Genomic DNA, 13,315 nt, shown 5'->3' with positions numbered 1-13,315 from the left:
TCGGAGGGCTCCTCGGCGAGCGCGGGCCCGGCGGGCTGCGCGTCCCCTCGGCCGGCGGTCGCCCGGCCCGGCGCTTTGCTCGCCGTGGGCGGCGCGGCCGTCCGGGCGCCGGCGGCCGCGGCAGCCGCCGGGGCGTCCGGCACCGTCTCCGACGGAACGCTCTCCGGCCGGACGGCGGCCGGCGCCGGTGCGGCCGGCACCGGCGGGGCCGTCTGAAGAAGAGACGCATCAAGCGCGACGACGAGCGGGACGGCCTCGCCACCCTCGGAACGCGCGGTCTCCGCCGCGACTTCGTCGGGCCGCTCCTCCGGCACGGGTTCCGTCACCAGTGGGAGCTCGCCGGCGGCTTCGGGCACGGCCGGCAGCGCGCCGCCGGGCGCCGGGCGCGCGGGCGGCGCCGCCCCGGCCGTCGCGGGCGGCGTCCCGCCAGGACCCGGCGCACCGGGCGGCGCCGCGCTGGGCAAGGGGGGCTGGGGCACCGTCGACGCCGGAACCGGCGGGGCAGGGGCCGGCGCACCGGAAGCCGGTACCAGAACGGCCTCGGGCACGACGGTGGCCAGGGGCGCTCCGGCTGTTGGCGTGGCGACCGGCGGCGCCGGCGTCGCCGCGCCGGGCGCGAGGCCCGGCAAGGGAAGAGGAAGCGCCGCCCCCCCGCCGCTGCCCGTGGCCGGGAGCACCGCCGCCTGGCCGCCCCCCGCCCGAGCGGACCCGGCGGCCGCGGCGTCCGCTCGCAGCGCCTCCAAGGCCTGGGTGAAGCCGCCCCCGGACGCTCCCGCGGCCGGCGCGGGGGACCCCGCGGCGGGGCCGGTCATCGGCAGGCTGTCCAGCGCGTCCATGCTCGGCTCCCATCCAAGGGCGGCGTGCAGGCCGGCCCGGCCCCCCTCTCCGCAAGGGGCCTGCCAGCCCCGGCACGGCCCGGACCGGCACGCAGCGCCCGGTTGGCGGCAGTCTTTGCCGGGAGGGCGGCAGGCCACGCCCGCCGCGGGGCGCCGGGGGCTGGCATGGGGGTTGCGCCGTGGCCCGCACCCCGGCGGACGGGGCGGGCTCTCGGGAAGGGGTGGAAGAACCCCTCCCCGGGCGCCCGGCCCGCCCCTTCACCCCGCCCAAGCCCGACCGGACAGGGAGCCATCCATGTCGCTCTACGCCTCTATGAACACGGCTATCAGCGGTCTCACCGCCCAGGCCCGCGCGCTGGGCAACGTGGCCGACAACGTCGCCAACAGCCAGACAACCGGCTTCAAGCGAACGGACACGAACTTCGTCTCCTACGTCACCCGCTCGAACCAGCAGGTGAACCAGCCGGGCTCGGTGATCGCGCGGCCGAACTACACCCTGACGGTGCAGGGCACCGTGCAGCCCTCCGATAACCCGCTGGCGATGGCCATTGCGGGGCAGGGGATGTTCGCCGTCGCCATGCCCGCCGGACGGGAGAACAACCAGCCGACCTTCGACGCCCGCACCTTCTACACGCGCGCCGGCGACTTCAAGATGGACCAGGACGGCTACATGGTGAACAGCCAGGGCTACTACCTGCAGGGTTGGGCCACCAACACCGCGGGCACGCCGGACCGCACGGTGGTGAAGCCGATCCGCGTCGACAAGTCCGTCTACAACCCCGTGGCCACGGCGAACGTGAACGTCTCGGCGACGCTGCCCGTCACCTCCCCCACGGGCGTGGTGTCGATGCCGGTGCAGGTCTACGATAGCCTCGGCTCCCAGCACTCCGTCAACATGACCTGGACGAAGGGCACGCTGAACAACTGGCAGCTCAGCGTCGCCGTCCCCGACGACACGAGCGGCGTCACGAGCCGCACCATCGACGCCCAGTTCGGCATCGCCGCGACCCCCGCGGCGCCGGACGGCCAGCTCGGCTCCTTCACCGCCGGCTCGGGCCTCACCGAGACGCCGGCCGCCCTCGGTGACCCCGCAGCGGTCAGCTTCGTCGTCGATTTCGGGCAGGGGCCGCAGACCGTCAGCCTCAACTTTGGCAACTACGGCACCAACTCCACCGTCACCCAGTTCGACGGCAAGACGAACGAGAACTCCTTTTCGCAGGACGGCGTGCCGCTGGGCGCCTTCTCCAACGTGTCCCTCTCCGAGAACGGCGACGTCTCCGTGAACTACGACAACGGCCAGTCCCGCACGATCGGGCGCGTGCCCGTCGTCAGCTTCGCCGACCCCGACAAGCTGCAGAAGACCGACGGCCAGGCCTACCTCCGCACGGACCAGAGCGGCAACGCCCGGGTGAACGACGCCAACTCCAACGGCGCCGGCAAGATCGTCACCTCCTCGCTCGAGAGCTCGAACGTCGACCTCGCCTCGGAATTCTCGAAGCTCATCCTCGCGCAGCGCGCCTACACCGCGAACACGAAGATCGTGACCGCGGCCGACGAGCTGCTGCAGGACACGCTGAACATGCGGCGCTGACGCCACCCGGCGGCGGCCCTGAGAGAACCAGGAAGCGGAGCGGATGAGCCTCGACCTAGCCCTGTCGATCGCGCGCAGCGGCCTGTCGCACGTCAACCGGCAGCTCGCGCAGTCAGCCGCCAACGTCGCGAACGCGGCGACCCCCGGCTACACGCGCAAGGAGGTGCAGGGCGAGGCCAACGTCGCCGGCAACCTCTCCGCCGGCGTGCGCAGCGGGGAGGCGACGCGCGCGGTGGACGCGGCGCTCGTGACGCAGATGAACGCCGCCCGCGCCACCTCCGCCGCGGCCGGGGCCCGGGCGCGGCTGCTGGAGGGGGTGGAGGTCGCCCACGGCGCCGCCGGCCAATCCATCGGCGACCTCACGGCGGCGCTGGGCGACGCCTTCGTCGCGCTCCGCGCCAACCCGTCGGACCCGCTGCTCCAGTCCCGCGCGGCCGGCGCCGCCGCGGACCTCGCCAGCCGCTACAACACCGTCTCGGGCGCCATCCGCACGGCGCGCCAGGCCGCGCAGGACGGCATGGTGGCCGATGTCGACAAGCTGAACGGCGCGCTCCGCCAGATCGCCGCCCTGAACGACCAGATCACGCCGCTCCGCGCCCAGGGCATGAGCACCGCGGAACTCGAGGACAGGCGCGACGCGGCGATCGCGACCGTCTCCGGCATCATCCAGGTCCGCTCCGTCCCGGAGGCGAACGGCGCGGTGATGCTGATCACCGCGCAGGGGATGAGCCTTCCCCTCGACCCCGCGAAGGGGCCCTTCGCCATCGCCAACCAGAAGGTCGAGACCGGCTCCTTCTACGGGGCCGGGGGAAGCCTGCCCGGCGTCACGATGGCCGGCATCGACGTCACGGCCGGCCTCGGCAACGGCTCGCTCGGCGCCTATGCGGGGCTGCGGGACCGGGAGCTGCCGCTCGCCCAGGCGGAACTCGACACCTCCGCCGCCAACCTCGCCGCCCGCTTCGACGCCCAGGGTCTGCGCCTCTTCACGGACGGCACCGGCGCCGTGCCGGACCCCGCCACGCCCTACGCCACCGGCGGCTGGATGGGCTTCGCCCACGCCATCGGCGTCAACCCCGCCGTCAGCGCCGACCCCTCCCTCCTGCGCGACGGCACCCACGCGGTCGCCGGCGGCGCCGGGGGCGCCACCGCCTTCACCCCCAACCCCTCCGGCGGCCCGGCGGGCTTCACCACCCTCATCGACCGGGTGCTGGACCGCAGCCTCGGCGCCGACGCCGCGCCGGGCAGCCCGCACCCCGCCTTCGCCACCACGGGCCTCGGCCCGGACGGCCTGCTCACCTCGCGCCTGCGCCCCGGCGCGACGCTCGCCGAGCAGGCGTCCCAGGTCGTCGCCGCCCAGACCGCCCTCCGCCCGGAGGCCGAGGAGGCCGGCAAGGCCTCGTCCGACCTGCTCGGCTCACTCGAGACCCGCTTCGCCGCGCGCTCGGGCGTGGACATGGACAAGGAGCTCGCCGCGATGCTGACGCTGCAGACCGCCTACTCCGCCAACGCCCGGATCATCTCCGTCGTGCAGACGATGTACGACACCCTCCTGCAGGCGGTGCGCTGATGGCCATCGCGGGGGTCGGGAACGGCAGCCTCGCCTGGCTGATAACGCAGTCCTCGGGGCTGAAGGCGCAGCTCACCACGCTCTCCGCCCAGTCGGTGGACGGCAAGCGCGGCACCTATTACGGCGACATCGCCGGCGAGGCGCACCGCGCCATCAGCCTCCGCGGCGGGATCGCCCGCGGCGAGGCGCACGCCCAGGCCATCGAGCGCGCCCTCGGCGGCACCGCCGTCGCCCAGGACTCGCTCAAGCGCCTCTCCTCGATCGCCGAGGACTTCCTCACCCAGGCCGGCAAGGTCACCCGCGCGGATTCGAGCCGCGTCGCGGCCCTCGCGGATAGCGCGCGCCAGGCGATCGGCGAGGTGGTCTCCCTGCTGAACGCGAAGAGCGGCAACAGCTACCTCTTCGGCGGCGCGGACACCGCGCACCCCCCGATTCCCGACCCCGCCAACATCATGGCGACGACCATGGCGACCGACATCGCGGGCGCGGTCGCGACCCTCGCCCCCGGCAGCGGCGCGACCGTGCTCTCGGCCACCCTCGCGGCCGCGACAAGCAACGTGGCGGGGGCCACGCCTTTCTCGGACTACCTCGTCGATCCCGCGCAAGGGCTGACCGAGCCCCGCGCCAGCGTGCTCGCGGACGACGGCCAGCCCATCCAGACCGGCCTCTTCGCCAACCGCAACGCCGCGGCCAGCGGCGCGGGCAGCGAGACCGGCTCCTGGTCGCGCGACCTCCTGCGCGGGCTGATGACCCTGGCCAGCCTTGCCCCCGGCCAGACCGCGGCGGGCGACGACTTCGACGCGGTGATGGCGAGCGTCACGGCCGGCATGAAGTCGGCCATGACGGGGCTGGGCGAGGAGGCGGGCGCCCTCGGCCTGTCGGAGTCGCGCCTCGAGGCGGCCAAGACCCGCCACGAGGAGCTCGGAGTCGCCCTCCACGGCCAGCTCGCGGACGTGGAGGAGGTGGACCTCGCGGCCACCCTCTCCGCCATGCAGGAGACCCAGACGCGCCTCCAGGCCTCCTGGAAGGCGCTGTCCATGCTCTCGGGACTGTCACTCGCGGACTTCATGCGATGACGCCCGCGTTCAACCCCCATTAACCCCGCGAGGGTCAGGATGGGCTCTCACCGCAAAAGGCGGAACGCAACGAATGGAGGCCCGCTACGGGTCTCCGTCGGACAGGAAAGGGGCAAGACATGGCCCTGAACTCGGTCAACACGAACATCGGCGCCCAGGTCGCGCTGCAGTCGCTCAACCGCACGAACGACGCGCTGGCGGTCACCCAGAAGCGCATCTCCACGGGCTTCCGCGTGGCCGACGCCAAGGACGACGGCGCGGCCTTCGCGGTGGCGCAGTCGGTGCGCGCGGACATCGCCGGCCTCACCTCCGCCAACGAGCAGATGGGCGGCGTGAAGGGGATCCTGGACACCACCCTCGCGGGCCTCACCAAGGTCTCCGAGACCATGGGCAACATCCGCGGCGTGCTCGTGAAGCTCGCGGACGGCACGCTCTCCGACAGCCAGCGTTCCCAGTACGAGGCCCAGTACAGCTCGCTTCGGGACCAGGTCACGAACTTCCTGTCGGACGCCACCTACAACGGCCGTTCGCTGCTCACCACCGGAACTGCCTCGGGGGTCACCGGCGGCGACATCGCGACCGTCCGGAACGAGAACGGCACCACCTACACGCTGACGGCGGTGGAGGCTTCGTCATCCCTGACCGTCGCAACCCTGACCGCCGGCGGGGGCGCGAGCGCGGCGGCGAGCGCCCTCACCGGCGACTTCGTCACCAAGATGGCCGCGATCAACACGTCTCTGAACACCTTCGGTGGCAACAGCAACTACCTGGAGGCGCAGATCTCCTACAACAAGGAGAAGATGGTGTCGCTGGACACGGGCCTCGGCGCCCTGGTCGATGCCGACCTCGCCAAGGAAAGCGCCAAGCTGCAGTCGCTGCAGATCAAGCAGCAGCTCGGCACCCAGGCGCTGAGCATCGCCAACCAGGCTCCGCAGAGCCTGCTGAGCCTGTTCCGCTGAGCGGCGCGGCGCCGTGAAAGAACCGCGGCGCCCCGCGTCGTTTCCCATCCATCGCGCCGGGCGGCGATAAGCTCCCGGCGGCGGTGCGGCGGCTCATCCCCTGGCCGCCCACCGCCTGCCACGAAGGAACGCGAAGATCGTGTCCACGTTGGTTCTCGAACTCCGCCAAGGCGACCTGATGGTCGTGAACGGCGCCCCCATCCGGTTCCGCAACCGCACCCGCATCGAGCTCACGGCGAAGGCCCGCTTCCTCTTCGGCAAGCAGATCCTGCCGCCCGAGGCCGCGGACACCCCGGCCCGCCGCATCTACTTCGCCCTCCAGACCGCCTATATCGGCACGGAGGACGAGCGCGAGCGGGGCCTTGAGGCCGCGCGCGTGCTGATCGCCGAGTTCCAGGCCGCGACCACCTCGGCGCTGGCCTCCGCCATGCTCGACCGCGCCCTCAGCGCGGCCGAGGAGGACGACTGCTACACCGCCCTCAAGCTCGCCCGCCGCGTCATGCGGCACGAGGAGGCGGTGCTGGGCATCGCCCCGCCCCCCAACTCCCGTCCCTCGCCGGAGGAGATCACCGCATGATGCAGCAGCCCAATCCCGCGATGGCCTATCGCGCCGCCCGGGCGGGCATGCCCGTGCGGGCGCAGGAGGCGGACGTGTTCCGGCGCGTCACCGGGGCGCTGCGCGCGGCGCGCAGCGGCGGTGCCGAGAGCGCGCTGCGGCGGGCGCGCGCCCTCTCCGACAACCGGCGCCTCTGGCTCGCGGTCGAGGGCGTGCTGGTCGACCCCACCAACGGCCTGCCGGCCCCGCTCCGCGCCTCCATCATCTCCGTCGGCCGCACGGTGCTGAAGGAGATGGAGGGCGAGCAGCCCGATCTCGATTTCCTCATCGAGGTGAACGAGAACATCGCGGCCGGGCTGGCCGGCGCGGCCTGAGGGGGAGGGATCGGGCATGTCCGGCTCGATCGCCCTCGCGCTGCTCGGCGGTGGCGGCACCTCCGCCACCACGGACAGCGCGGCCGCCCTCACCGCGCTGCGCCGGGCCTCCGCCGCCGGCGCGCAGGCGAAGGGCGTCGAGGCCAAGGCAAAGGAGGCTTCGGTGAAGCTGGCGCTGACCCGCTTCACCGAGGGCATCTCGCGCGCCAAGGACGTCGAGACCGCACTGCGCGATCCCCGCGTCTCCGCCGTGCTGCTGCCCGCGCTCGGCCTGCCCGACGCGGTCGACTCCCCCGGCCTGGCGGTGCGCGCGCTGACCTCGAACCCGGCCGATCCCAAATCCGTCGCCGCGCGGCTGTCCGATACGCGCTGGAAGGCAGCGGCCGCGACGCTGAAGCTCTCCAGCCGCGGCATGGACGCGCTCCGCGACCCCGCCATCCAGAAGAAGCTCATCGAGGGCTACACCTCCTACCAGTGGCGCGTCTCCAAGGACGAGGAGGCCGCCGGCATCTCCGACGCCCTCTACTTCGAGCAGCGCATGGCCACGGGAAAGGCGCCCAGCGCCTACGAGGTTCTGGGCGACGCCGTCCTCCGCCGCGTCGTCACCGGGGCGCTCGGCCTGCCGCAATCCCTCGCGATCCAGGAGGTGAGCACGCAGGCAAGGGCGATCACTTCGCGCCTGGACCTCTCCAAGCTCACCGATCCGAAGCAGGCCGCGAAGCTGGCCGAGCGCTACGTCATGGCCGCCAACAGCGCGGGCAGCGGCAGCTCGTCGCTCCTCAGCCTCTTCGGCTGAGCCGCGCCGCCGTCGCGCCCGAAGCCGGTCAGCCCGCGCGCCACCCCAGCCGCCGGTCGAGCCAGCTCCGGTAGTCCAGCACGGCGTCCGGCGGCGGCAGCAGCAGGGCGAAGGCCGAGGCGGCAGCGGCGCCGGCCAGCGGCTGGCCCTCGCCGGGCAGGGCGCGCTCCTCCTCCTGCCAGCGGGACCCCGCGCGGCGCCAGGCGGCTACGGTGTCCGCCGCGGTCAGCGCTGGCGCGACGAGAGCGGCCCGCACCTGCATCGCCGCCACCGCCGCGACGACCGCCTGGGCGAGGGGGCTGCCCGTCGGGAAAGGCGGGGCCTCCGCCGCCTCGGCCTCGGCGGGTCCGGGGAAGGCGCACCAGGGCGTCGCGCCCAGCGTCTGCGCGCGCGCTGCGGCCTCCGGGCCGGCCAGGATCAGCGCGTCCGCCTCGCCGGCCGCGAAGGCGGCTTCCGGAAGGCCGGCGAAGGGTCGGCCGGGCAGCCCCAGCAGGTCGAGCGCGGCCAGCGCCGCCGCCTCCGGCGCCTCCGCCGAGGGCATGGCCACCCGCAGCGGGGCGCCCGCCGCGCCCGGCAACGGCCCCCGCCCGGCCAGCACCGCGCCCTGCCAGGAGAGCAGCAGGGGCAGCCAGCCGCGCGGCTCGAAGCGCGCGCGGGTCGATCCCACGAGCCGCGCGTGGCAGGTCCAGCCGGGCAGCGCGAGCAGGCTCGGCCCTTGGCTGCCGTCGAGCGTGGCGAAGCGGTTCGCCGCCGTCACCCCGTCCGGCCCGCCTAGAACCGCCAGGCGCATCGCGCCCGGCCGCTGCATCCCCCGCGACAGCGCCCCCGCCGCCCGCGCCGCCCAGCGGGCGCCGGCGCCGTCCTCCGGCCCGGGGGCCAGGATCGTCGCCCCCTCCGGCCCCTGCGCGCGGGCGGGATCGTCCCGCAGCGCCGCCGCCGCGAGGCCGAGCGCGGCCACCCGCAGCGCGCGGCGGCGCGAGGGAAGGGGGCCTGTCGGCGGCACGGGCGTCATCGTCCCCGACGCTGCCGCGGTCCTGGGGCGGAAATGCGGCGGCCCGCGTCAGTCGTCATAGGCGATGAGCGCGTCGAAGGCCGTGCCGCCCAGGCGGTCGCGCCCCTTGAGAAAGGTGAGCTCGATGAGGGAGGCCGCGCCCGGCACCTCGGCCCCCGCCTGGCGGAGAAGGTTGATGCAAGCCGCCAGCGTGCCGCCCGTCGCCAGCAGGTCGTCCAGCACCACGACGCGGTCGCCGGGGCGCACCGCGTCCGCCTGCATCTCGATCCGGTCCGTGCCGTACTCGAGCGCGTAGTTGAGCCCGATGATCGCGCCTGGCAGCTTGCCGCGCTTGCGCAGCATGACGAAGCCGAGGCCCAGCTCGAGCGCGAGCGGCGCGGCGACGAGGAAGCCGCGGCTCTCGATCCCCGCCAGCACGGTCGGCCGGTACGGGCGGACGATCTCCGCCAGGCGCCGCATCGCCTCCTTCCAGGCCGGCCCGTGCCGCAGCAGGGTGGATATGTCGTAGAAGAGGATGCCGGGCTTCGGGAAGTCCGGGATGCCGCGGATATGGGCCTTCAGGTCCATGGCGGGGCCCTCGGCGAGGGCGGCGTCGGCGGGGCGGTCGGTCATCGCGGGGCTCCGTTCGGGCGCCCGCCTCATAGGCCGCGGGCCGGGGCGGCGCAAACCGCGGCAAGCGGGGCTAGCCGCGGCGCGCGGAATCCGGCAGGAGCGGAACCATGTCGCGCGTTCCCGTGGCGGTCATCGCCGGAATCCTGGGCTTCCTGCTCTATATTGGGGCGGTCGTTGCGTTGGCGGACCTTGTCCTGCCGGGGCACTGGACGCTGCACGTCCTCTACTTCACGCTGGCCGGCGTCGCCTGGGTCTGGCCCGCGAGCCGCCTCATGTACTGGGCGGCGCGGAAATAGGCAGCCCGGCCGAAGCCGGGCCGCCCTCCCCAGCGCTCCCCCTCAGAAGGTGCGGCTGAGATACACCATGCCGCGCGCGGCGCAGATCTTCTGCCCGCCGAAGCACTCGCTGCGGCTCAGGTCCGTGTCGAAGTAGCCGGCCGTCAGCACGAAGTCGTAGAGCTTCGTGGAGACGGTGACGTTCCAGTTGGTGAAGTCCGGCGAGCCCCAGCGCGTGTTGTTCTGGATCCACTGGTGGCCGATGCGCCCGCCGAGCGTGAGGTTGAAGGGCAGCGCCACCTCCACCCCGCCCTCGGCGTAGATGCCCGTGCCGGACTCGAGCTGGTAGTTGGGCGAGTAGTTGACCGCGGCCAGCACCTTCAGCGGCTCGAACTCGTAGGACGCCTTCGCCGAAACCTCGAAGTACTGCAGGTCGTAGAGGCCCGAGCCCGTGGGGTTGCGGTAGCCCGGGTAGGTGTAGGCGATGCCGCCGAGGTCGAGGCTCACCCCCGCGACCGTCGTGCGCCAGCCGGCCAGCGCGTCGATCTCCTGCCGCGCGTTGGTGCCGAGGAAGGCGACGTTGGACGCGAAGGCGCCGACGTAGAAGCCGCTCGTGTGCTGGATGTCGATCGTGCCCTGCACCGCCGGCCGGTTCCGCGTCTGGCTTATGCCGCGGAAGAGGTAGTCGGACGAGATGGTGGGCGTGAGGCCGACGGTCAGCCCGGCGTCCTCGAGCTCGAAGGCCCCGGCGGCGCCGGCGGCGAGCGAGAGGCCGAGCGCGAGCGCGCCGGCGGCGACGTTCGTCTTCATGAGTTTTTCTCCTTCACGCTCAGGCGTGGTGCGCCGCTGTTTTGCGAGGCGCGTGCCAAGCCGGGCGGGGAGGGGCGCGCGCGGCGACCTTGCCGCCGCACTGTTGCCCTGCCGCCACGAAGGGGCGGCCGCGGGCACGAAAAACCCCGCCGGCCGGGGCCAGGCGGGGTTCACGCGGTGCTGTCGATGGTCGGAGCGAGAGGATTCGAACCTCCGGCCCCTGCGTCCCGAACACAGTGCTCTACCAGGCTGAGCTACGCTCCGTCACGACAGCGTCCGGGCGGCGGCGTATAGCGCCGCGCCGCGGTGCCGGCAAGGGCACCCGTGACGATGCCGGCGATGAAGCGGGACGCCCAGCCGCGCCGGCGATGGGCGAGCGCTCGAAAAAGCTCTCCGGACGGGATGCGGCGCGGCCAAAAAATGTTACGGTATCGCACCGCATCCACGGAAGGCCCTCATGGCACGACCCACCCTCATCCGCGCCGCCCTCTTCTCCGCCCTCGCGCTGCTCGGCGCCGGCGCGGCCCTCGCCCAGACCGACCCCGTCGCCGACCGGAAGGAGGGGCTGAAGCGGATGCAGGGCCATCTCGAGGCGATCAACCCCGTGGCGACGGCGGGCGGCGACGTGCGCGAGATGGTGCCGCGCACGGAGGACATGATGGCCTTCTTCGCCACCCTTCCTTCCCGCTTCCCCGCGGGGTCGGACAACAACGGCTCCAAGGCGCTGCCGAGCGTCTGGGCGGACCGCCCGGGCTTCGAGGCGGCCGCGGCGAACGCCGTGACGGCCGCCAGCGCGCTCCGCAGCGCCGCGGCCAGCGGGGACGCCGCCGCGACCGCCCAGGCGGCCCGCGCGATGGGCGGCGCCTGCGGCGCCTGCCACCGGAGCTACCGCGGCCGCTGAGGCCGCCCGCGCGGGGCGGGGGAGGGGCCTCGCCCCYCCCTCACCCCTGGCGCGCGATCACCGTCACCACCCCCGCGGCCGCCGCCAGCAGGGCCAGAGCCAGCCAGGGGCTGCCCAGCCGCGGCGCCCGCGCCGCCAGCGCCGCCGGCATCCGCTTGAAGCCCGTCACCATCGGCCGCACGAGGTCGTGGCGCTTCAGCGCGGCGTAGGCGAGCACCGCCAGCACGTGCAGCGCGACGGCGGCGAGAAGGACGTCGAAGTTCAGCAGGTGGACCCCGCGCGCCGCGTCGGCGACGCCCGGCGGCACGCGGCGCGCCAGCGGCCCCTTGGCGAGGATGCCGTCGTCCGTGAAAAGGCCCGAGACCGCCTGGGCCAGCAGCACGAGGATCATCGCGAGCACCATCCAGCCGCCGGCGGCGTTGTGCCCGATCTCCGTGTCGGGCTCGCGCCGCGGCAGGTGGCGGAGGTGGCGCAGCCCCTCGGCCGGGGAGCGGAGGAAGCGGGCGAAGCGCGCCGTGTCCGAGCCCGCGATTCCCCAGCCGAGGCGGAAGAGCAGCAGGGTGAGGATCACCTCGCCCGACAGCATGTGCCACTCCATCCGCCCCGCCCGGGCCGCCCACCACGAGAAGCCGATCAGCCCCACGAGCGACCAGTGGACCGCCCGGACCCAGCCGTCCCAGACCTTCACCCGGACCAGGGGTTCCGCCGCCTGCCGCCCGCCCGCCCGCTGCATCCGAGGTCCCCGCGCCCGATCCGTCCGACAGGATAACGATCTCGCGGCCGCGAGCCCAGGGCAGGACCCCGCGGCGCGCGCCGGCAAAACCCCCGGCGCTCCCCGACAGGCTCTTGTGACCGGCGCCCACCGGGCTCTAATTACGATATCATGACGAAAAATTCGCCGCTGCGAGTCCTGGGCGGGGCCACGATCCTTGCCGGCGCGGTCGCCGCGGGCGCCCTGATCGGCGCCCCGCCCGCCCCCGCGCCTTCCCGGGAGGCCCGGACCGGTAACCCGGCGGGCACCCCGCCCGCCGCGCCGCCGGACACGCCTCTCGGGAGCGTCCCCCGCTTCGACGTCGTCCGCGCCGACGCGCGCGGCATGGTCGTCGTCGCCGGCCGCGCCGCCCCGGGGGCGCGGGTGGCGCTGCACGAGGGCGAACGGGCCATCGCCCAGACCCTCGCCGATTCGCGGGGCGAGTGGGTGATGCTGCCCGACGAGCCCCTCGGCGCCGGGCCGAGGGAGCTCTCCCTCCGCGCCCGCCTGACGGGTGGGGAGGAGATCCGCGGGCCCGACACCGTCCTCGTGGTCGGCCCCACGCCCGCCCCCGCGCCCCTGCTGGCGGGCGGGCCGCCGGCGCCGCCCCTCCCGGCCGACCTGCCGCTGGTGCTCGTCCTTCCGCCCACCGCGGAGGCGGCGCCCCGCGCCCTCTCCGCCCCGCCCGGCCCGCCGGCGCTAGGGCTGGACGTCATCGACTACGACGAGCGCGACGCCATGCGCTTCGCCGGCACCGCCCCGCCCGGCGCGCGGCTGCGGGTCTGGTCCGACAGCCGCCACCTCGGCGACACCGCGGCCGACGGCGCCGGCCGCTGGTCGCTCCGCCCCGCCGAGCCGCTGGCGCCCGGCCGGCACACCCTCCAGGTCGACCAGCTCCCCGCCCCGGGGGCGCGCCCCATCGCGGCCGCGCGCATCCAGGTGGCCTTCGAGCGCGAGGTCCTCCCCGCCGGCGGCCTCCGGGAGGGGGAGGTGGTGGTGCAGCCCGGGAACAACCTCTGGCGCATCGCGCGCGAGGCCTACGGCCAGGGCATCCGCTACACGGTGATCTACCGCGCCAACCAGGAGCAGATCCGCCACCCCGACCGCATCTATCCCGGCCAGCGCCTCGCCCTGCCCGCCCCCGGCTGAGCCCGGCGGGCCGGCGGGTCACACCTCCGTCCCCCCGGGGGCCGCAGGGT

Annotated in this window: 14 protein-coding genes, 1 tRNA gene and 1 pseudogene; 10 read left to right on the top strand and 6 right to left on the bottom strand. The window is 74.4% G+C overall.

Annotation, left to right across the window (positions count from 1 at the left end):
- A pseudogene (locus EAH89_RS19620) lies at positions 1-836 on the bottom strand (hypothetical protein); the annotation flags it as partial.
- A gap of 295 nt (positions 837-1,131) precedes the next feature.
- On the opposite strand from EAH89_RS19620, the gene flgE reads away from it, so the two are divergent.
- The 7 genes from flgE (at position 1,132) to EAH89_RS19585 (ending at position 7,755) form a co-directional block, all read left to right on the top strand.
- Positions 1,132-2,427: a flagellar hook protein FlgE gene (gene flgE, locus EAH89_RS19615; protein ID WP_140885405.1), complete on the top strand. Its 1,296-nt coding sequence runs from the start codon at positions 1,132-1,134 to the stop codon at positions 2,425-2,427.
- 43 nt (positions 2,428-2,470) lie between these two features.
- On the top strand, positions 2,471-3,994 hold the full coding sequence (locus EAH89_RS19610) for a flagellar hook-associated protein FlgK (protein ID WP_140885404.1): 1,524 nt from the start codon (positions 2,471-2,473) through the stop codon (positions 3,992-3,994).
- Positions 3,994-5,070: a flagellin gene (locus EAH89_RS19605; RefSeq protein ID WP_140885403.1), complete on the top strand. Its 1,077-nt coding sequence runs from the start codon at positions 3,994-3,996 to the stop codon at positions 5,068-5,070. The genes EAH89_RS19610 and EAH89_RS19605 overlap by 1 nt, the downstream gene beginning before the upstream one ends.
- A gap of 119 nt (positions 5,071-5,189) precedes the next feature.
- On the top strand, positions 5,190-6,029 hold the full coding sequence (locus EAH89_RS19600) for a flagellin (RefSeq protein ID WP_140885402.1): 840 nt from the start codon (positions 5,190-5,192) through the stop codon (positions 6,027-6,029).
- 139 nt (positions 6,030-6,168) lie between these two features.
- A complete protein-coding gene (locus tag EAH89_RS19595; protein ID WP_140885401.1) occupies positions 6,169-6,606 on the top strand; it encodes a flagellar biosynthesis repressor FlbT in 438 nt (145 codons plus the stop codon).
- Positions 6,603-6,959: a flagellar biosynthesis regulator FlaF gene (locus tag EAH89_RS19590; RefSeq protein WP_140885400.1), complete on the top strand. Its 357-nt coding sequence runs from the start codon at positions 6,603-6,605 to the stop codon at positions 6,957-6,959. The genes EAH89_RS19595 and EAH89_RS19590 overlap by 4 nt, the downstream gene beginning before the upstream one ends.
- A 16-nt stretch (positions 6,960-6,975) precedes the next feature.
- Complete coding sequence (locus EAH89_RS19585) at positions 6,976-7,755, top strand: DUF1217 domain-containing protein (protein ID WP_140885399.1); 780 nt, start codon at positions 6,976-6,978, stop codon at positions 7,753-7,755.
- Positions 7,756-7,783: 28 nt separating this feature from the next.
- Here the strand turns inward: EAH89_RS19585 and EAH89_RS19580 are convergent, their stop codons facing one another.
- Complete coding sequence (locus EAH89_RS19580) at positions 7,784-8,758, bottom strand: hypothetical protein (RefSeq protein WP_140885398.1); 975 nt, start codon at positions 8,756-8,758, stop codon at positions 7,784-7,786.
- Positions 8,759-8,815: 57 nt separating this feature from the next.
- Entirely contained in the window at positions 8,816-9,334 is a 519-nt protein-coding gene (locus EAH89_RS19575; protein WP_140885412.1) for an adenine phosphoribosyltransferase, read from the bottom strand.
- A 152-nt stretch (positions 9,335-9,486) separates the two neighbouring features.
- Here EAH89_RS19575 and EAH89_RS19570 point away from each other — a divergent pair, with 152 nt between their 5' ends.
- The gene (locus tag EAH89_RS19570; RefSeq protein ID WP_140885397.1) at positions 9,487-9,675 is read left to right on the top strand and encodes a DUF2842 domain-containing protein; all 189 of its coding nucleotides are present in this window, start codon (positions 9,487-9,489) and stop codon (positions 9,673-9,675) included.
- A gap of 42 nt (positions 9,676-9,717) precedes the next feature.
- Here the strand turns inward: EAH89_RS19570 and EAH89_RS19565 are convergent, their stop codons facing one another.
- Both EAH89_RS19565 and EAH89_RS19560 read right to left on the bottom strand, forming a co-directional pair.
- Positions 9,718-10,464 carry a TorF family putative porin gene (locus tag EAH89_RS19565; RefSeq protein ID WP_140885396.1) on the bottom strand — a complete coding sequence of 249 codons (747 nt, stop codon included), beginning with the start codon at positions 10,462-10,464 and terminating at the stop codon, positions 9,718-9,720.
- Between the two features lie 187 nt (positions 10,465-10,651).
- A tRNA-Pro gene (locus EAH89_RS19560) sits at positions 10,652-10,728 on the bottom strand.
- A gap of 193 nt (positions 10,729-10,921) precedes the next feature.
- Here EAH89_RS19560 and EAH89_RS19555 point away from each other — a divergent pair.
- A complete protein-coding gene (locus tag EAH89_RS19555; RefSeq protein WP_140885395.1) occupies positions 10,922-11,365 on the top strand; it encodes a cytochrome c in 444 nt (147 codons plus the stop codon).
- 40 nt (positions 11,366-11,405) lie between these two features.
- Here EAH89_RS19555 and EAH89_RS19550 read toward each other — a convergent pair whose 3' ends face one another.
- On the bottom strand, positions 11,406-12,098 hold the full coding sequence (locus tag EAH89_RS19550) for a cytochrome b/b6 domain-containing protein (protein WP_140885394.1): 693 nt from the start codon (positions 12,096-12,098) through the stop codon (positions 11,406-11,408).
- 150 nt (positions 12,099-12,248) lie between these two features.
- Here EAH89_RS19550 and EAH89_RS19545 point away from each other — a divergent pair, with 150 nt between their 5' ends.
- A complete protein-coding gene (locus tag EAH89_RS19545; protein ID WP_140885393.1) occupies positions 12,249-13,265 on the top strand; it encodes a LysM peptidoglycan-binding domain-containing protein in 1,017 nt (338 codons plus the stop codon).
- The last annotated feature ends 50 nt before the right edge of the window (positions 13,266-13,315 follow it).

Origin of the sequence: Muricoccus nepalensis, from assembly GCF_006438825.1 — a bacterium.
GTDB lineage: Bacteria > Pseudomonadota > Alphaproteobacteria > Acetobacterales > Acetobacteraceae > Roseomonas > Roseomonas nepalensis.
Note: the sequence above shows the minus strand (reverse complement) of the source record. Positions and strands in the feature narration are given on the sequence as shown.